The sequence below is a fragment of the 'Catharanthus roseus' aster yellows phytoplasma genome (assembly GCF_004214875.1).
GTDB classification, from domain to species: domain Bacteria; phylum Bacillota_I; class Bacilli_A; order Acholeplasmatales; family Acholeplasmataceae; genus Phytoplasma; species Phytoplasma asteris.
The window spans coordinates 149,926-169,921 of record NZ_CP035949.1 but is presented as its reverse complement, the minus strand read 5'-3'; the positions used below and the strand labels follow the sequence as shown (position 1 = coordinate 169,921).

The window sequence follows — 19,996 nt, the reverse complement described above, 5'->3', positions numbered from 1 at the left end:
AATAGATAAAAAAATATTGCTTTTTAAGTGTATATACAAATATAATAATTGTGGTAAAATAATAGGGTAGTTAAATTAGTTTTTTTACCCTTTTTAATCTTTTTGCCTTTTTACATTTGTATAATTATAAATTTTTTTAATCAATAAAACAACAAAACAACTAAAGGAGTATTTAAAAATGTTTAATGTCAACCATTTAAGCAAAAATTACGTTACTAAACGCGGTAATATGACGATGGCCTTACAAGACGTTTCTTTAAAATTACCTGATAAAGGTATGGTTTTTATCTTAGGTAAATCAGGTTCTGGTAAATCTACTTTATTAAATGTTTTAACAGGCATTGATGTTGCAAACGGCGGCGTAGTTGAAGTATGCAAAGTTCCTATTACAACTTTTAATCAAAAATATTTAGATAATTATCGTAATGGAATGATTGGTTTTATTTTCCAAGAATTCAACTTAATAGAAGATATGAATGTATTTGAAAATATTGTCTTAGCATTACAATTACAAAATAAAAAACCAGATGTTGCCTTAATTAATAATTTAATGAATCAAGTAGGATTGGGTGTTTCATTCCTAAATAGAAGAGTTAATGAACTTTCAGGAGGACAAAAACAACGTGTTGCTATTGTTCGTGCTTTGGTGAAAAATCCTAAAATGGTCTTTGCTGATGAGCCTACAGGAAATCTAGATTCAGAAACAGGAACCCAAGTTTTTGATTTACTTCAAAATTTAAGTAAAGAAAAATTAGTAGTTATTGTATCTCATGATAGCGAAAGTGCTTATAAATATGCTGATCGTATTTTAGAATGTAAAGATGGTAAAGTCGTATCAGATATGACAAGAAAAAAAGACACTACTAAAAAAAGCAAAGATAAAAAACAAGTATTTAAAGAAGGCCAAGTTCTTACAGCTGAAATGATTGCAAACTTAACTAACTTAACTAAAAATCCTGCTTTAGAAAACTTTGATAAAACTGATGAGACTAAAGTATTACAACAAGATACTGATTTTGTATCTTTTCCTAGTTGTTTGCCTTTTTCGTTTGTTGCTAAGGCTGCTTTAAAGAGTTTTAAAAATAAAAAGTTTTTCTTGGCATTGGCTGTTTTAGTAACTGCTATTGCATCTTTTATTTTTATGTTTTTTGCTTTTACATTTTTGAGTTATAAATGGTTTGGAATCTGTGATAAAATATATCAAATGTATGAATTATTTAAAGGATATAAAGGATATGGAGAATTATATTTTTTTGTTTTGGGTGTTGTGCAAATAGCTTTTAAAATTATTCAAATTATAAGTAGCCCTATGTTCTGGTTTTGGATTTTATTTGTTCCAGGTGCTATGATTATGCTTTATTTTTCTATGAGTGCCAAACTTCAAAATAAAAAAATGGGTATTCTAAGAGCTTTAGGTTCTAATGGTGTTAATGTTGGTAAAATCTTTTTAGTTGAAGCATTCTTTTTTGCTTTATTCGAAATGGTTTTAATTTTTGTATTATCATTAACTATTTCACTTTGGTTTAAAGATTCATCTATATTATTTTCATCTTTCGATATGAAACCGTTGCCCAATTTTGAAAGTGAAAATGACATTATGGTTTTCTTTAATTCTTTAGTAAATTCGAAAAATAAAGTCATTTTATTATGGTTTACATCACCATATTTAGCTTTCAATCCTTTTGTAAGAGTCCTTTTATTTAATTTATTATCATTTAGTTATGTCTTTTTCATGACTCTACTATTTATATCTTTCATTATTTATAAATGGTCTAACAAAAAACCAGTTGACATAATCAACAATAAATAAATATTAATTGAAATACCATATATTATAATATATGGTATTTTTTTTATCTCTTAAACTTGCAATTTTCATTATTTTGTTTCATCATTTGTCTTAATTTCAAGTACAATTTAAGTGTAGATGTATATTATCAAATAACACTAAATTAATTATATTTAGTAACATAATAAAGATATAATACATTTAATCAAAAACAAACTAATATAAATAAAATAAGGAGTATTACAATGTTAACGAATGTGTACGACCCCCTAAAAGGTAAACAATTCCAAATACTTGACGAAAATGGCAACCTTGTTCAACCTGAATTAGAACCAAAATTATCTAAAGATGTTTTATTAAAAATGTATAAAACAATGGTTTTAGGTAGACAAGCTGATTTAGCAGCCTTAAAATATCAACGCCAAGGACGTATGGGAAACTATTTACTTAACTCAGGGCAAGAAGCATCTCAAGTAGGTATCGCTGCTGCCTTAGAACCCCAAGATTGGGTATCACCTTATTATCGTGATGCAGGAATTTTTCTTTACCGTGGAGTTTCTTTAGTACAATTTTATCTTTACTGGTATGGCAATGAAAAAGGCTCTCAACTAGACCCTAAGTTGCGTATTTTACCAGCTAACATTATTATTGGATCTAGTGTTAATTTAGGAGCAGGACTTGCCTTAGCAAGCAAAATGCAAAATAAAAAAGAAGTAACTATTGCAACTATTGGAGACGGAGGAACTGCACACGAAGAGTTTAATGCAGGTCTTAACTATGCTGCTGTTTTTGGAGTACCATTAGTAGTATTTATTCAAAATAACCAGTATTCTATTTCTAATCCTCGTAACAAAGTATCCAAAGCTAAAACTTTAGCTCAAAAATGTTATGCTTGTGGAATTCCTGGCATGCAAGTAGACGGCAACGACATTTTAGCTGTTTATGTAGCAGCCCAAGAAGCCTTTAACGAAGCGCGCAAAGGAAACGGACCTACTTTAATTGAAAATGTTTCTTATCGTCTAGAAGCACACTCCACTAATGATAATGCTTCTGTTTACCGTAGCAAAGAAGAAGAATTAGAGTGGCGCAAAAAAGACCCAATTGTACGTTTTCAAAAATACTTGATGAATAAAGGTTATCTAACTCAAAAACAAGTAGAACAATTTGAAAAAGAAGCCCAAGAAGAAGTTGTTTTAGCACACCAAAAAGTAGAACAAACAGGCAACAACATTGATATTAAAGATATTTTTGTATACACTTATGAAAAAATGACTCCTCAATTAGAAGAACAATACGAAGAATGCAAAGCTTTTTTCAACACAAAGGAAGGTAAATAATAATGGCTTCAATGACATTACTAGATGCAATTAATCAAACTTTAGATAGCAAGTTAGCAAAAGATCCTCGAGTAGTTCTTTTTGGACAAGATGTAGGAAAATTAGGCGGTGTTTTTCGCGTAACTAAAGGCCTGCAAGATAAACACGGAGAAACTCGCGTTTTTAATGCCCCTATTGCTGAATCTTCTATTATCGGAAGTGCTATCGGACTTGCCATTAACGGCATGCGACCAGTTGCAGAAATCCAATTTGATGGTTTTATTTTTGTAGGACTAGAAGACCTATTTGCCCACGCAGCCCGTTTGCGTAACCGTAGTCGTGGTAATTACACAGTACCTATGGTAGTAAGAGTCCCAGTTGGGGGGGGGGTAAAATCCTTAGAACATCACTCCGAATCATTAGAAGTAATTTTAGGCTCTGTTCCTGGTCTTAAAGTAGTTATTCCATCTAATCCTTACGACGCTAAAGGTTTATTAATGGCTGCTATTAACGACCCTGATCCAGTAGTCTACATGGAACCTAAAAGAATTTATCGTGGTTTCCGTCAAGAAGTTCCCGAAACAGATTACGAAGTCCAAATCGGTAAAGCCAAAGTCGTTCAAGAAGGCACAGACATTACAGTTGTAGCTTGGGGAGCAATGGTACCAGAAACACTATTAGCCCTTAAACAACTTGATCCTAATGTTTCCGTAGAGCTAATTGATTTAAGAACTATTAATCCTATTGACAGAGAAACTGTAATTACATCTGTTAAAAAAACTGGACGCTTTTTAGTAGTTCATGAAGCATGTAAAACTTACGGACCTGCAGGAGAATTAATGGCTTTAGTTAACGAACAAGCTTTCTTATACCTAGATGCAGCTCCTGCCAGAGTTACTGGAAATGATATCACAATGCCTTTAGCCAAAGCAGAACATTATCAGTTTTTAAGCCCTGAAAAAATAGCTGATGCTATTAAAAAAGTGGTTTGCGAATAAGATAACAAAAAGATATAAGGAGATAAAAATATAAAGGCAAACTAACCCTTTTCTTTTGTCCTGAAAAACAACACATTAAAACTACTTCCAAATCAAATTAAAAACTCAAAATATCTAAATAAAACTAAAAACCACAATCACAACCATAACCACCAACCAAAACACATACCAAAATAAAAATTAAAAACTAAAAAAACCAAACAACAAAACCCCAACCAAACTAAACTGCATTATAATCAAGGAGATAAAAATATGTTTGAATTTAAATTTGCTGATGTCGGAGAAGGCATTCATGAAGGTACAATTACAAGATGGTTTTTTAAAGTGGGCGACCAAGTAAAAGAAGGTGATGTTTTAGTTAAAGTTGAAACTGACAAATTAGACGTTGAACTAACTTCTCCTGTAGCAGGAAAAATCTTAAAAAGAGACCTTAATGAAGGTGAAGTTATTTGCGTAGGAGATACTATCGTTTTAATCCAAGAACCAGGTGACACTGATGCAGATGTTAAAAAGTTTTCTTCTCAAAACCCTAATGAAACTGCTGCTACAGAAAAAAACGACACCCAACAAGCACAAACATCCGCACAAACCTCTTTACCACCTCAAAAAGTACTTGCTACTCCATTAGTAAAAAGTCTAGCCAAAGAACTAGGACTTGACCTTTCAACCATTAAAGGAACAGGTGTAAATGGAAAAATCTTAAAAGTAGATGTACAAAACGCAACTAACCCTTTACAAACTCAACCACAACCACAAACACCACAACCAACAACCCCTTTTGTCCAAGAACAACCAACCCCCACCACAACTTTTGCCACATCTAGCCAAGAAACAGAAGTAGTAAAAATTTCTCGCCTCAGAAAAGCCATCGCCCAAAAAATGGTTATTTCCAAAGGAAAAATCCCAGAAACTACTCTAATGGACGAAGTAAACATTACTGCTTTAGTAACACTACGCAAACAAGCCAAAGATCAAGCACAATCCCAAGGAATCAAATTAACTTTTATGGCTTTTATCATGAAAGCAGTAGCGATTGCCTTACAAGAATTCCCAGTATTTAACGCTAGTTATGATGACGTTAAAGAAGAAGTTACTTACAAAAAATTCATTAATTTAGGAGTAGCAGTTGATACCAAAGACGGTCTAATCGTTCCTAACATCAAAGATGCTAACAAATTAACTCTTTTAGAAATGGCACAACAATTACAACAAGTAGCCAAAGCCACTACCGAAAGAAAAGTAGAATTAAATCAGATTCAAAACGGAACTTTTACTATCACTAATTTTGGTTCTATCGATATTACTTACGGCACTCCAGTTATCAATTACCCTGAATTAGCTATTTTAGGAGTAGGAAAAATCACCAAAAAACCTGTAGTTGAAAACAGTCAAATTGTAATTGCAGACATGCTTCCTCTTTCCTTAGCAATTGACCACCGTATTATTGATGGTGCTGATGGCGGTAGATTTTTAAAGCGCGTTAAAGAATTGCTAAATACTCCTACTTTATTGCTTTTATCCTAACAGAAAGACCAAGGGCAAATTATGAAAAATTATGATGTTTTAGTGATTGGTGGAGGTCCTGGTGGATACGTTGCTGCCATTAAAGCTGCTCAAATGGGTGCTAAAGTTGCTTTAGTAGAAAAACATAAATTAGGTGGTATTTGTCTTAATTATGGCTGCATTCCTACCAAAGCTTATTTAAAAAGTGCCAAAATGTATAAAGATATCAAACGTTGTGATGATTTTGGAATTAAAGTACAAAACGGCGTTTCTTTTGATTGGTCCTCCATTTTATCACGCAAAAATAAAATTGTTGCTCAACTTACTACAGGTATATCTTTTCTCCTGAAAAAAAATAAAATTGATTTTTACCATGGTTTTGCAAGTGTTCTTTCTCCTTGCGAAGTACAAGTAGACACTAACTTATTGCACACCCAAAAATTAATTATTGCAACAGGCAGTACCGCTTTTGTTCCTCCTATTCCAGGTGCCCAAGAAGCTTATCAAAAAGGCATTCTTAAAACTAGTAAAGAATTACTACAACTAGAAAGCTATCCTTCCAAAGTTACTATTATAGGAGGCGGTGTTATTGGAGTAGAATTTGCAACTATTTTTAATTCTTTTGGTAGCGAAGTGACTATTTTAGAAAGACAAGACACTATTCTAAATGGTATGGATAGGGACGTTGTTGTTGCATACACTAAAAAACTTCAAGCAGACGGCATCCAAATTTTGACTCAAGTAGAAGTAACTAAAATTAATGACAATCAAACTACCTACACTCAAAAAGGCAATGCCAAAACAATTACTTCGGATGTTATTTTAATGGCTGTAGGCACCAAAGCCAATCTTGCAGGCTTAGAAAAATTAAATTTAGCCCTCAACCGCAATAGCGTCCAAACTGATAATTTTTGTCAAACTTCAATTCCTGGAGTATATGCTATTGGTGATGTAAACGGCAAACACATGTTAGCTCACGTGGCAAGTCATGAAGGTATTGTAGCTGTGACTCACGCTTTAGCTTTAGAACAAAAAGCACATCCCATTAATTATGACCGTGTTCCTGCTTGTATTTATGGTTTTCCTGAAATTGCTTCTATTGGCATGACCGAACAACAAGCCAAAGAAAAACAAATGGATTATAAAGTTTCTAAAATATCTCTGGGAGCTGTTGGCAAATCTTTAGCTGATGGCGAAAAAGAAGGTTTTGCTAAATTAATTGTTTGCAAAAAACATTTAGAAATTTTAGGAATGCATATTTATGCTTACAATGCTACTGAATTAATTAGTGAAATGGCTGTAGGAATGGAACTTGAAGGAACTGCTTACGAACTATCTCAAGCAATTCATCCTCATCCTACCTTATCAGAACTTACTTTTGAAGCTCTTTTAGGAGCTGTTGATAAACCAATTCATGCATAATTATTATTTGATCTTTTAACAAAAAAAGAACCTTTAATAGGTTCTTTTTCCTTAAATGGGTGATGCAATTATGAAAACCCAAAAAAGAAAAAGAAAACGAAGCGAAATAAAACAACAAAACTAAAATAAAGATAAAGCACAACATTAAATATTAAATCCTCAAATATTTTTGAATAAAAGAAGATGATAAATGATTACTAAATATAACATTAGAAAAGTTTTATTTTTTATCTTATTATTTGAAGATTTTACCATAGCTTTTCTCGAAAAAGCCAAAATATTTACAATCCCAGATAAACATTGAGCATTAAGTTTACCTTTTATTTATTTGTTGCCATTTTTGACTCTTTCTGGCATTCCTTTTTATATTGGATTTAAATATGATCACAAGGTAAAGAATTTGTTTAATAAAGACCCTAACAAGGGGGGGACACTTCAAAATATTGATTTTGGTGAATCTATTAGGCCAGATTTTAAAGCATGCATGTATGATGGCAATATAGGTTTTAATTATAAAGAGAAAAAACTAAAATAGTTTGTTGCTCTTTTGTTTTAGCTTTTATACTAATGATTTTAGCACTATTTTTTAGTGTGGAATTAAAAAAAGAAAAATTGGCAAAATTTTTATTTTATATTTCTTTAACTTATTTTATTTGTTTTTATATCTATTTTACTTTATATTCATATAGTGTTTTATGGTTTTTATATGTTAAATTTTTTAAATGGTTAGGTTTTGCTTATTTTGAAAAAGATTTTATCAAAACTATCAAAAAACATAATTTATTTGCTATTAGTATTTTTTATTATGAAAAACAAAAAAAAGAATAAGAAAAATAAAGATTAAAAGCCCAACATTTATTAAATAAATTTTTGTTTTGCTTTCTTATGTATCTAATTATAAATTATTATTACTTTTAACCTTGCAAAATAATTTACCCTATGAAATTAACAAATCTAAAATCACTTCTTTAATCTTTTATATTTACCATTTTTTAAAACTTATAAATAACAACAAAATAACCATTTTCCAACCCCTTAAAATCAAAAAAAAGGAATACATTAAAATGTTAATAGACACTCACGCTCATCTCAATCTTAAAACATATAAAAATAAATTAGATGATGTTTTTCAAAAAGCTTGGAATAATGACGTCAAAAAAATGATTGTTATAGGCATGGATGAAAAAACTAACCAAAAAGCATATGAAATCGCTAATAAATATAAAGAAGTAATGGTAGCTTTTGGGATTCATCCTTGTTCTGATTTTTCCCAAGAAACTCCCGAAAGCATCATCAAATACCTCAATCATCCGCAAACAGTTGCTATAGGAGAAATTGGCCTTGATCTTCATCAAAGACAAGATAATTTAGCTGTCCAAAAAAAGTTTTTTCAAGCCCAAGTTAAAATTGCTATCCAATATAACTTACCTATTATTATTCATGCACGCAAATCTTTTGAAGAAATTTATCAACTTTTACTACCTTATCGCAATCAAGTTAGAGGAGTTTTTCATTGTTTAGTTTTTAGTTTAGAAGAAGCCAAAAAAGCTTTGGAACTAGGTTTTTACATTGGAATTGGAGGAGTTGTTACTTATCCTCATGCCAAAGTTGCCCACGAAATTGCAAAAACTATTCCCCTAGATAAAATTTTATTAGAAACTGATTGTCCTTATTTAACTCCTTATCCGTTTCAAAATGAAACCAATGAGCCTTATCATATCAAATTAATTGCCCAAAAAATTGCTCAATTAAGAAATATTTCTTTGCAATGTGTTGCTACTCAAACAAGCAATAATGTAGCTAAGTTGTTTTTAAATAAAAATTCTTTTTAATCTTTTTGGCATATCACAAAAATATTTGAAATATAAAATAATTCAAAATCACACCCAAAAAACATCCCTTATATAATAAAAAAATCAACTCCGCTTATGCGAAGTTGATTTTGCTTTTTTCTTCTTCATCAGTTTGGCGAAAACTATCTACATCTAACCAAACTTCAGAAACAGTAACACATTTACTTTGCTTAACTTTTCCTTCTAACACTTTAATAACTTGTCCTGGTTGCAAAAAAAACTCAGGATTATCAGCGTCAATATGAGTAAAATTAATAAGAACTTCATCATATTTTTGTTTACAATTATCAGTTCCTACACAAACATTAGTAGCAAACCATTGTCTTTTTGAACTACCATTTTGTTTTAAATATCTAACTTTTACTTCTAAATAAAAATTTTTAACGATTGCTTGTTGCATGAATTCCATTTTCTAACACTTCCTTTTACAATTTTTTGTTGATAAAATCGTTACTTTTCAAATTTAATTCATTACTTAAAAACTTAAAATAATGAAATTATCTCCTAATATGATAAAATAATATTGAACTGTTTAATGTAGTTTTTTTATTTAACATTTCATTTACTATTATAGCAAATTATTATAAATTTTATTTTGATAAAAAAATATTTGTAATAAATTTATCATTAATTTGTTCTAAATTATCTTTTTGTTTCTATAATTATTTGTCAACCAATCTTTTGATATCATTATTTGCCTCTTTATTTTTTTTATTTTTGCCACATTTTTGCCAAGACTTATTAATTGCAACTTGAAAATTATTTTGATAATGCTTTTTCTGAAATTTCTTTTAATTGCAAATGCTTTGAAATTTTAACTCAAAAAAAGGCTAGAAGATAATTATTATCAAAGTAATTTATTATGATGGATTATAATTTTTCAACACTTCACAAAAGAAACAATCAAATTATGATTTAGCCCTATTTTTATTTTTTGCCTCTATATTTCGATTTGGTAAAAATAAAATACTTTTTAATGAACCCCAAACTTAAAAAACCTCAAACGTTTTATTTACCAACAAAACAATTTAATCTAAAAAACAAAATCAAATTTCAAAAACAATACACAAAAGAAAGGAGCTTTTTTATGATTAAAATAGCAATAGATGCCATGGGAGGCGATTTTGCCCCATTAGAAATTGTCAAAGGAACCTTGCTTGCCTTAAATAAAAATAAAGAACTTCACGTCGTTTTATATGGCAATCAAAAATTAATAACTCCACTTCTTGAAAAAACTCCTTTTTTTGGCAACAACCAAATTACTATTAAACACACCCCTTATTTTTTAAGATCAGACGATAAAAATATAAGAGACCAATTAAAAGCCACTCCCAACGCTTCTTTATTTTTAGCGCTTGAAGCAGCCAAACAAGATGAGGTTCAAGGAGTAGTTTCGGCAGGCGCTACCCAAATTTTGGTCTTAGCAAGTCATCTTATTCTTAAAAAAATGCCTTTAATGCAAAGAATTGCCATTGCCCCTATATTTAATTCCTTTGATAATCGCACAAGAATTTTGTTAGATGCAGGCGCTAACACCGAACTAAAACCCCAGCATTTGCACACTTTTGCAAATTATGCCACAATTATTGCCAAAGAAATTTTAGAAATTCCAAATCCCCAAATAAAACTACTTAACATCGGAACAGAGCCTACCAAAGGAAGAGCTTTAGAACTTGAAACTTACCAACTTTTAGCCCAAGACTCAAATCTTAATTTTGGCGGTAACGAAGAACCTCAAAACCTTCTTACTACTTCAGCAGACATTTTATTAAGTGATGGATTTACTGCCAACATCGCCTTAAAAACTTATGAAGGCACAATGCTTAATTTCATGAACAACTTAAAAACTATCCTTACTAAAAATCTTATCAAAAAAATAGCCACTAAAACTTTATTTCAAAAACCACTACAACAATTAAAAAACCAACTAGACCCACGCCAAATTGGAGGAGCTATGCTTTTAGGACTTAACAAAATTGTCATTAAAGCTCACGGCTCTTCCCAAGCTTACGCTTTTTGCCAAGCTATTTTACAAGCTCAAAAACTAATTAAAGCCCAAGTAAATCAAAAAATTGCTCATTCCTTAGAAAGTGCAAAAAACAAAGAAACCCAAAGTAAACAAGCATCAACAACAAACACAGCTCCCAAAACTTCTGAAACTCCCAAAACTTCTGAAACCACCAAAGAAAGCCAATCCCTATGAAAAACATCCAAACTCTTTTTCAAACCCTCAATATCACTCCCCAAAACCTTTCCCTTTACAAACAAGCTCTTACCCACAGCTCTTATTCTAACGAACAAAACCCACCCCAAGAAGACAACGAAAGACTTGAATTTTTAGGAGATGCCATCGTAGGCTTACTTATGGCTGACTATCTTTATTCCCAATCCAAAGAAGATGAAGGCATTATGACTAAAAAAAGAGCTCAAGCGGTGTGTGAAAGGTCACTTACCATCTATGCTCAAAACATTGAATTGCAAAATTATCTTCTTTTAGGCAAAGGCGAAAAAAACAAAGATTTTAATGCTAAAAGTATTATGGCAGATACTTTTGAAGCCTTATTTGGTGCTATTTATCTTGATTTAGGATATTTGACAGCCAAAAAAGTTTTTCATAATATTGTCTTACCTCACTTAGCCAAAACTATCTATATTATTGATTTTAAAACTCAATTACAAGAAATAGTTCAGTCAGAAAAAAAAACTATCCAATATAAAATAGTTCAAGAGCAAGGACCTGCTCATTCTAAAAATTTTGTAGCAGAAGTTTATTTAGAAAAAAATCTTTTAGGAACAGGTGAAGGCAGCACTAAAAAAGCCGCTGAGCAAAAAGCAGCCCAACAAGCATTATCGAAAGTTGCCAAACCCAAAGACCTACTCAACAACAAAGGCGGCAAAGAAAAGGAGCTTCAATAATAATATGGTTATGTTTCAAAAACTTTACGAAGATGGTTTTTTACAAGTAGAAAAAATGTTAATTCAAGAATACCAAAAATTAGGATTAACCTACCCTGAACTAACTATTTTGCTATTCTTACTAGATTTTTCCAAAAAACGCGTCTTTTCGTCCAACGCCTTAGCCAAAAAAGCAGGAATCACTAAAAAAGAAGTAGAACATATTTTAGAACAATTAATGTCAAAGGTTTTTTTTGACCTTTCCCAAGAAACTAAAAACCATAAAATTATTGAAGTTTTTTCACTACACCCCACTTTTGCCAAGCTAGAAAAAATCTATCAAGACCAAATTCGCGAATCCAAACGCCAAAACCAACTTACCTTAATCCAACAAACTATTGAATATTTAGAACACAACAAAGGACAAACTCTTACATCTAACGAATTAGACTTAGTTAGAAATTGGTATCAAGACCAAGAATTTAGCCATGAAGAAATTAAAAACACAATTGAAGAAGCTCTTTGTGTTAAAAAAACCTCTGTTTTTTACATCAACACTTTGCTTGGCAAAAAGAAATTTTTGACAGTTATACCCGATGAAAAAGCAGACAAAGCCTTAGCAAAACTTTTTAAAAAAATAAAATAACACTCAGTTTGGCAAACAAAAAGTCAAGCTTACTCTTTTTATGTGTTATAATTACTTATGTAATTATTTTTTTAGTATTTCAATTATTTTATTTATGAAAAATAACTAGTAAGGGAATTAAAAAGATGAAATTTTTAGCAACTAAACGAGGAAAAATCATTACTGGAATTATTTTTATTACTGTTACTCTTTATTTAGGTTTAGGTTTTTATATTTCTTTTAATCCTGTTAACTGGCTTTCTCCTAAAAAAGTTTGGGCAAAACAAGCAGCTCAAAATTTGTATAATTCAGTTGAAAAGTTAACAAAAGAAGAAAATAAAGGCAATGTTAATTCCAAACTTGCCAGCATTAAAACTAATTTAGAAGCAGTAAATAAACACGTAATTGAATATTATAAAGAATCAACTAGCAACGAATACGAAGTAGTAAAAGACCTATACGAAAAAATTGTTAAAACAAAAGACGATGCTTATGATTATTTAAAAAAAAACGATAATAAAGCAGATGATACAATTTTTTCAAATATAAAAAAATTATTTAAAAACGATAATGCCAAAAACCTCCAAGAAAAAGTTAATAATTTAACCAATTAAAAACACCCTTATTAAGGGTGTTTTTATTATACATATAACAAAAAAACTACCTTTTTAAGGTAGTTTTTTTCATTTATAAATTATTTATTTTTTTGATTTAATAAAGACGCTTCAACAAACCCTTTAAATAAAGGATGTGGTTTTAATGGTCTTGACAAAAACTCAGGATGAAATTGTACTGCAATAAACCAAGGATGGCTTTTTAACTCAACAATTTCACAAAGCTTTTGTTCTTGATTTATTCCAGAAACAACAAAATCATTATTTTTTTCAAATAAAGCAACATAATGAGGATTCATCTCAAAACGATGACGATGTCTTTCATAAATTATTTCTTGATTATAAATAGCTTTACTTTTGGTGTTGGCTTTAAGATGGCACGGATAAGAACCTAATCGCAGGGTTCCTCCTAAATTGCTGTCAACTATTTTTTTAGTAATTACAGGATGCGGCGTCTTTTCGTCAACTTCCAAAGAATTGGCACCTTGTAAATGTAGCACATTGCGGGCATATTCAATAACTGCTAACTGCATACCTAGACAAATCCCAAAGAAAGGAATATTGTTAGTTCTTGCATAATTAATGGCTAAAATTTTGCCTTCAATAGCGCGATTGCCAAAACCATAAGGAACTAAAATACCATCATAGTCTTCAAGTAAAGAAGAAATGTTGTCTGGCGTTACTTTTTCAGCATCTATCCATTTAATTTCCAATTTACAATTATATTGATAAGAAGCATGTTTAAGAGCTTCTATGATTGATAAATAAGCATCATGTAAAACAATGTATTTACCCACTAGAGCAATGACTACTTTTTTTTCTAAATTTTGGATGCGTGTAATTAGTTGTTGCCAGGATTTCAAATCGGCGTTTGAAAAATTAGTAAGTTTTAAATGTTGTAAAATAAAATCATCGATTCCTTGATGATGCAAGTTAAGAATCATTTGATATAAAATATCAACATCTAAGGCTTCAAAAATAGCTTGTGGATTGATGTCACATAAAGCAGCAATTTTATTTTTGGTTTCTTGGTTGATAGGAACTTCACTACGTAAGACCAAAATTTGAGGTTGTATTCCTAAAGCACGTAATTCTTTAACGCTGTGTTGGGTAGGTTTTGTTTTGATTTCTTGAGCTTTTTTTAAATAAGGAACTAAAGTGGTATGAAGATACAAAACATTGTGATAACCAAAATCAAAGCGCACTTGTCTGATGGCTTCTAAAAAAGGCGATGATTCAATGTCTCCTACGGTGCCTCCAATTTCTACAATAACAACATCTGATTTGTGAAAAAGAGCAGCATCAATTAGTTTTTGTTTGATTTCTTCAGTGATGTGTGGAATAACTTGAACGGTTTTACCTAAGTATTTGCCTTCGCGTTCTTTATTGATCACACTTTGATAAATTTGCCCTGCAGTGACATTTGACTTTTTGCTCATGTTTTCATCTAAAAATCTTTCATAATGACCCAAATCAAGATCAGTTTCAGCGCCATCATCAGTGACAAAGACCTCACCGTGTTGATAAGGGCTCATTGTTCCAGGATCAATATTAATATAAGGATCTAGTTTTTGAATACTTACTTTAAGACCTCTATTTTTTAAAATTTGTCCAATAGAAGCAGCAGTGATTCCTTTCCCTAGGCTTGAAACGACTCCTCCAGTAATAAAAATAAATTTGGTTTTTAAATCTTTATTATTCAAGTTTTTGTACTTCGCTTTCTTTATGATTGGCTTGTGTGGTGCAATTGGAGTTTTGATTTGATTTTGGTTGGTGTGTAATGGGTTCAGAGAAGGATTTATAAGTGATTGGATGGGGCTTTGTAGGAGTTATTTTTTTACCAATAACAGTTAAAATAGGGATTTGGGTTTCATATCTTTTTTGGGTGTGTTCTAAAATACGAGGATCAAATGAAACTATATTTTTTTTAACTAAGATAATAATAGTTGAACCTCCTGTATCAAAATAGCCTTTTTCTTGACCTTTTGAAAACGTTTGCAAAGGATGATTTTGGATTTTTCCTACCAATGTGGCTCCTACTTCTATTTGAACTATTTTACCAAAATTTTTGGTTTGTAAGATACTATATTCGCGAGTGTTTGTTTTAAAAACATCAAAACTTTCAAAGGCAATGGGATTTACTGTATGTAATTTTCCTTTGATTTTGCAAGGAAGCATTTGAAAAAAACCTTCGTCTACAAAAAGATAACGGTGATAATCATGGGGTTCTAAGCGGAAAATAAGCAAATAGCCTTCCTCGTATTCTTGAGCTAATGTGGGATTTTGCAACAAATCAACTAAACTGTAATTGGTTTCTTTGATGCAATAGAGTGCTTTTTTGGTGATAGGATAAATGCTTAATTTGGATTCACAAGGACTGATAAAAGCAAAGTTGTCTTGAGGAATAGCAAGTTCTTTGTATTTTCTTGTAAAAAAATCATTATAAGAACTAAATTTTTGTTTTTCAAATAAGTTTAAATCAATTTGGTGTTGTTCGATGATTTTCAAAGCGTATTGGCGTGACCAAGGAGAATAAAAATACAGATTAACTAACCAAGAAATAGGTTTAGTGATCAAAATTTTGAGAAGGCATCTTTTCCAAAAGTTTTTTTCTAAGTTTGTGTATAAAAATTTTTGCAGGCGACTTGCTGGGTCTTGACAAATAATTTTTCCTTCTAAATTAACTATTTTCATATTGTAAATCGCTCACTTTGTAATTGCCATTGGTAATAAATATTTTAATAAGATTTTAAGCAACATAAATAGGATAAAATTTAGTGCTAATAATAAAATAATTGTTATTGTAGTTTTGGCTTTTGGCTTGGGGAAATGGATTTTTTTACAAAGAAATAAAAAAGTTAAAAGTAACATGCAGGCAAAATGAAACCAAAAAAAAGTAGGTCTTTGTTCGATAAATCCTAAACTTTTGAAATCCCAAGTTTTGCAAATAAACTTAGCTAAAAATAAAAAAGGAAATAAAATAGCAGCTGCAGTTACGGGCAAACCTGTAAAATAAGAAGGGCTTTGAGAGTCGTATTTTTGGGTTTCAGCTAAAACATTATAATAAGCAAGTCTAATTAAGGCTGCCAAAAGATAAAAGCCCCAAACTAGCCAAACAAGTGCAAATAGCCAAAATTCTTCTTTTAGGTTTGAAGTTTCACCTTTGAAACTCAAAGAATAGTTAATAAAAATAGGAAGGACGCCAAAGCTTATTATATCGGCTAAAGAATCAATTTGAATGCCATAGCTTTTTTCTGTATGACTGCGATTTTTTTTGGTTCGGCTTACCACACCATCAAACATATCACAAACGCCTGATATTAATAGGCAGATTAAAGCAGAAGTGTATTTGCCGCAAGCACCAAAGCCAATGCCACAAAAACCACTCATTAAATTTAGGTAAGTTAAATAAGTTGTATAATTGTAAAAACCTAAAAACATATTATTTAACCTCGTTTTACTAATGTTTTTTCTTAAACCATTTTTGGTTGTTTAGAGTTGGGGGGGAAATAAAAAAGGAAAAATCCCTTATCCATCAAGAATAAAGGATATTAATGAACTTAAAAAACTTGATAATTATTGATTGGTTTTTTGTAAATGCAAATTGTAAAGTGGTAATTATTTTTCATAAAGATGTTCGCATTCTTCTTCTAATGGATCTTCATAATCATCTTTGTCTTCTAAAACAATATCATCTTCAATTTTGTCATCGTCTTTGTTTTGTTCTTCTGAAGGTTCGTCTTCTAAATCAAGCAAATCATCTTGTAAAGGGTCAGTTTGGACAGTGTCTTTGTCAGAAAGGAAATCCTCAAAATCTAATTCTTGTAAATTGGTATCTTCGTCTAGAGGTTCGTCGTTTGAAATTTGAGTTTTTTCAAAAAAATCTTTATCCCAAAAAAGTTTATTATTTTCTTTAATAATTAATTGATTGTCTTCACAAAAAACAAATTTTCCGCTCAAAGCGATGTCTAAATAAAGCTGATTAGCTACATTGGGGTTGTTATTTGGGATTTGATGTTTTTGCAATGTTTGTTTTAATAAATCATAGACTGGGATAGGATTTTTATGTTTTTTCATAATGTCATAAGCAGTTTCCAAAAGTGATTTTGGAGTTTTGGTTTTTTTCATAAAATACCTCCTTTTAATGTAATAATGTTTGGGATTTGGGAAATAATGATAAGTGATAAAATAAAAAGAAAGGAAAGGAAAAAAAGGGCTAAATAAAATAAAGAAATGCAAAATATGGGGGGTAAAAATTTTAGAATTCTATCAAATATCCAGATGCTTTTTGCATGAGTTCTTTGGATTTTCTTTCTAACTTTTTTAAAGCAGCATTAAAAGCCAACAAAATGCTTTCTTGGAGAATTGCTTTGCTGTGAATTTGAGAAATAATAACATCTACGACTTGTTTGGTGCCTTGTAAAACAATTTCTACATCCCCTGCTTTGCCAATAAATTCTTGTAATTCTAATTGTTGTTGGGCGTTTTCAATTGCTTCTTGCATTTTTTTTAATTTTTCAAACATATTAGATTGTGTTTTCATAATTTTTTGCTCCTAGTTAATTATTTCTACTATATCTTTACCAAAAAAATCATAAGCTAGTTGGATAATGGCAGGCTTGGTTGGTTGGGTCGCTTTGATTTGATATAAGTCAAGATCAAAATTGCAAGTAGATGTGAATTTTGCAATTGATGCCTGGTTTGGATGAGGATGATTTTTGTTGTAAAAAGTTTCTAAGGCTTGCCAATCTTGTTTTAAAAAAGCAATGTAGTCTGTAATTGCAAAAGTGTCGTTATTCAAAATTTCTAAAGCTTTTTGTTTGATGTTTTTTTGTAAAACAAGTTCAAAGGCATCTTCATCTTCAAAAACTAAAATCATTTGTTGGGATTGACTCAAAGCAACTATTTTTCCTCTATCCAAAATTTCGGCTACACTTTTATAATAACTGTGAGTAGAATAGCGATTTTTTAAATTTGTCCAAAAATTTGTTATTGTGTTTTTGGTTGGCTCGTCTTGATTAGATAAAATATTAATTGCAAATGATATCAAACCACAAAGAGAAGAATTGGAAAAATAAGGGGGTTTTTTTGTTGGGGATTTGGTTTCTTGTGAGTTTTGGGAAGGCAAGTTATTTTGTTGAGTCAATTCGGAGGTAGTAGAATTGTTAGGTTTTTTTTGTGAAAAATTATTTTGAGACTGTAAATCTTGGACTGGATGCAGATATTCTGTTTTTGGTGATTTTGGTGGTTTTTTGTTTGCTATTGACGCAAGTTTAGTTGGTTTGATTTTTTCTGTTTTGTCAAAGGTTTTTTTTTCTGTATTGTTTTGGGTAAGCTTTGTTGGTTCATAATTTTCTTTGGCATTTGTTTCATCCAATGCAAGTGATGGTTGCTCATTATTGTAAATATTTGTTTTATTTGTTACAAATTGTTGGGTTTCTTGTAAATTGGCTTGAAATTGAAAAGAATGTAGAGAGCATATTTGCAAAAAGGCAATTTCTACCAAAGATTTTTTTTGATCGCTTTTTTTGAGGTCTTGTTGTAATTTAATTAAGATTCTTAAAAAATGATCAATGTGGTTTGTTTCTTCAAGCAATAATATTTTTTGGTCTTGGGAAAGTGGCGATGTTTTGGAATCTTTTTTATTTTTGGCATTCCAAATTAAATAATCTTTGATAGCATCAATTAAATCTAAAATTAAAAGGTCGATGTTTTTGCCTGAATCAATTGCTTTGTGCAAAAGTTGCAATGCTTTGATCGCTTCTTTTTTTAGTAGATTTTGGAACAATTTTTTGATAATGCTGGCAGACACCGTACCTTTAATATTTGCAACATCTTCTGAAGTAATCAAATTATTTTGATAAGCGCTTACCTGATCTAACAAACTAAGGGCGTTTCGCATTCCACCTTCCGAATGGCAAGCAATGCTTTTGATGGCATCTTCAGTGATAAACATATTTTCCAAAGCAGCAATTTTGGTTAATTGTGCAGTGATGTTTTTGAGGTTCAAATTTTCAAAGGAAAAACTTTGGGCGCGCGAAAAAATGGTGTCAGGGATTTTATAAATTTCGGTAGTAATCAAGATGAAAATTACATGTTCGGGCGGTTCTTCTAAAATTTTTAACAAAGCGTTAAAAGCGTTTGGCGTAAGGACGTGAACTTCGTCAATAATATAGACTTTGTATTTGCCTGTGTGAGCTTTGTATTGGGCTTTATCCTGTAATTCTCTGATTTCGTCAACCCCATTATAAGAAGCGCCATCAATTTCTGTGATGTCTGTGTTTGCTTTGGTAAAGTTTTGGCAATAATGACAAGAACAACACACATCTCCTTGATTGGGCAACAAGCAATTAATGGCTTTGGCAAAAATTTTGGCTAAAGTAGTTTTTCCAGTACCTTTGTTGCCGCTAAAAAGATAACAATGATTAATTTTTTGGTATCTGATGGCATTTTTTAAAGTTTGGATAATAATTTCTTGACCGACAACATCTGCAAAAGTTTGTGGTCTGTATTTTCTGTATAAAACTAAATAAGACACTAAAAACTCCTTTGATTAAATTATTACCAAACCACAACAATACATCTAGATAAATTAGAACATAAATAATTTTTTATATACAAAAAAATCTCCTAAATATTATAACATATTATTAGATGAAAATAGAAGTTTATTTTGCAAATTTGCAAATGAATTATTTGTTTATTGTAATTAAAAATATTGATCTATTCTATGGTTAGAATACGATTAGATTGAATTAACTTTACATTTATTATTTTTGTATTTTTTTCCCTTTGCGTCATAATAAATAAAAGTTCCATCTTTCAATTCTTTTTTATTCATTTTGCAATTCTTTTTATAAAATTCTATTTGCCCATTTTTGCGGTTTATTTTTTCTATTGTCTCGCATTTTCTGAAAAATACTTTGTCGCCATTTTTATTTTCTATATCGCCATTGTTTTGAACAAAATATTTTTCACAAT

General features: G+C 30.6%; 18 protein-coding genes. 11 read left to right on the top strand and 7 right to left on the bottom strand.

The genetic code is table 11. The features are described from left to right. The first annotated feature begins 178 nt into the window (after window positions 1–178). From EXT02_RS00780 to EXT02_RS00750, 7 genes are all read left to right on the top strand, one after another. Window positions 179–1,810: an ABC transporter ATP-binding protein gene (locus EXT02_RS00780; protein ID WP_130427472.1), complete on the top strand. Its 1,632-nt coding sequence runs from the start codon at window positions 179–181 to the stop codon at window positions 1,808–1,810. Window positions 1,811–2,034: 224 nt separating this feature from the next. Continuing rightward, on the top strand, window positions 2,035–3,126 hold the full coding sequence (gene pdhA / locus EXT02_RS00775) for a pyruvate dehydrogenase (acetyl-transferring) E1 component subunit alpha (RefSeq protein WP_130427470.1): 1,092 nt from the start codon (window positions 2,035–2,037) through the stop codon (window positions 3,124–3,126). Between the two features lie 2 nt (window positions 3,127–3,128). After that, window positions 3,129–4,103, top strand: a complete 975-nt coding sequence (locus EXT02_RS00770) for an alpha-ketoacid dehydrogenase subunit beta (protein WP_011160950.1) — start codon at window positions 3,129–3,131, stop codon at window positions 4,101–4,103. A gap of 252 nt (window positions 4,104–4,355) precedes the next feature. Further along, entirely contained in the window at window positions 4,356–5,627 is a 1,272-nt protein-coding gene (locus EXT02_RS00765; protein ID WP_130427468.1) for a dihydrolipoamide acetyltransferase family protein, read from the top strand. 21 nt (window positions 5,628–5,648) lie between these two features. Continuing rightward, on the top strand, window positions 5,649–7,028 hold the full coding sequence (gene lpdA, locus EXT02_RS00760) for a dihydrolipoyl dehydrogenase (RefSeq protein WP_130427466.1): 1,380 nt from the start codon (window positions 5,649–5,651) through the stop codon (window positions 7,026–7,028). Between the two features lie 612 nt (window positions 7,029–7,640). Beyond that, entirely contained in the window at window positions 7,641–7,856 is a 216-nt protein-coding gene (locus tag EXT02_RS00755) for a hypothetical protein (RefSeq protein WP_130427464.1), read from the top strand. Between the two features lie 236 nt (window positions 7,857–8,092). Continuing rightward, a complete protein-coding gene (locus EXT02_RS00750) occupies window positions 8,093–8,860 on the top strand; it encodes a TatD family hydrolase (RefSeq protein WP_130427462.1) in 768 nt (255 codons plus the stop codon). Window positions 8,861–8,954: 94 nt separating this feature from the next. Here the strand turns inward: EXT02_RS00750 and EXT02_RS00745 are convergent, their stop codons facing one another. Continuing rightward, window positions 8,955–9,290 carry a hypothetical protein gene (locus EXT02_RS00745; RefSeq protein WP_130427460.1) on the bottom strand — a complete coding sequence of 112 codons (336 nt, stop codon included), beginning with the start codon at window positions 9,288–9,290 and terminating at the stop codon, window positions 8,955–8,957. Between the two features lie 678 nt (window positions 9,291–9,968). Between EXT02_RS00745 and plsX the strand changes: the two genes are divergently transcribed. From plsX to EXT02_RS00725, 4 genes are all read left to right on the top strand, one after another. Further along, window positions 9,969–11,084 (top strand): phosphate acyltransferase PlsX, encoded by a 1,116-nt coding sequence (gene plsX, locus EXT02_RS00740; RefSeq protein WP_130427458.1) that lies wholly within the window; start codon window positions 9,969–9,971, stop codon window positions 11,082–11,084. After that, window positions 11,081–11,797 (top strand): ribonuclease III, encoded by a 717-nt coding sequence (rnc, locus tag EXT02_RS00735; protein ID WP_130427456.1) that lies wholly within the window; start codon window positions 11,081–11,083, stop codon window positions 11,795–11,797. The genes plsX and rnc overlap by 4 nt, the downstream gene beginning before the upstream one ends. A 4-nt stretch (window positions 11,798–11,801) precedes the next feature. Beyond that, window positions 11,802–12,422, top strand: a complete 621-nt coding sequence (locus tag EXT02_RS00730; protein WP_180365501.1) for a DnaD domain protein — start codon at window positions 11,802–11,804, stop codon at window positions 12,420–12,422. 125 nt (window positions 12,423–12,547) lie between these two features. Next, window positions 12,548–13,015 carry a hypothetical protein gene (locus EXT02_RS00725; RefSeq protein WP_130427454.1) on the top strand — a complete coding sequence of 156 codons (468 nt, stop codon included), beginning with the start codon at window positions 12,548–12,550 and terminating at the stop codon, window positions 13,013–13,015. A gap of 80 nt (window positions 13,016–13,095) precedes the next feature. Here the strand turns inward: EXT02_RS00725 and EXT02_RS00720 are convergent, their stop codons facing one another. From EXT02_RS00720 to dnaX, 6 genes are all read right to left on the bottom strand, one after another. Further along, complete coding sequence (locus EXT02_RS00720) at window positions 13,096–14,718, bottom strand: CTP synthase (protein WP_130427452.1); 1,623 nt, start codon at window positions 14,716–14,718, stop codon at window positions 13,096–13,098. Further along, the gene (locus EXT02_RS00715; protein ID WP_130427450.1) at window positions 14,711–15,709 is read right to left on the bottom strand and encodes a phosphatidylserine decarboxylase; all 999 of its coding nucleotides are present in this window, start codon (window positions 15,707–15,709) and stop codon (window positions 14,711–14,713) included. Before EXT02_RS00715 ends, EXT02_RS00720 begins: the two co-directional genes overlap by 8 nt. Before the next feature lie 12 nt (window positions 15,710–15,721). Next, the gene (locus EXT02_RS00710; protein ID WP_130427448.1) at window positions 15,722–16,456 is read right to left on the bottom strand and encodes a CDP-alcohol phosphatidyltransferase family protein; all 735 of its coding nucleotides are present in this window, start codon (window positions 16,454–16,456) and stop codon (window positions 15,722–15,724) included. Window positions 16,457–16,633: 177 nt separating this feature from the next. Beyond that, window positions 16,634–17,143, bottom strand: a complete 510-nt coding sequence (gene rpoE / locus EXT02_RS00705; RefSeq protein WP_130427446.1) for a DNA-directed RNA polymerase subunit delta — start codon at window positions 17,141–17,143, stop codon at window positions 16,634–16,636. 130 nt (window positions 17,144–17,273) lie between these two features. Beyond that, entirely contained in the window at window positions 17,274–17,558 is a 285-nt protein-coding gene (locus EXT02_RS00700; protein ID WP_130427444.1) for a YbaB/EbfC family nucleoid-associated protein, read from the bottom strand. 12 nt (window positions 17,559–17,570) lie between these two features. After that, window positions 17,571–19,553, bottom strand: a complete 1,983-nt coding sequence (gene dnaX, locus EXT02_RS00695) for a DNA polymerase III subunit gamma/tau (protein WP_130427442.1) — start codon at window positions 19,551–19,553, stop codon at window positions 17,571–17,573. Window positions 19,554–19,996: the final 443 nt, after the last annotated feature.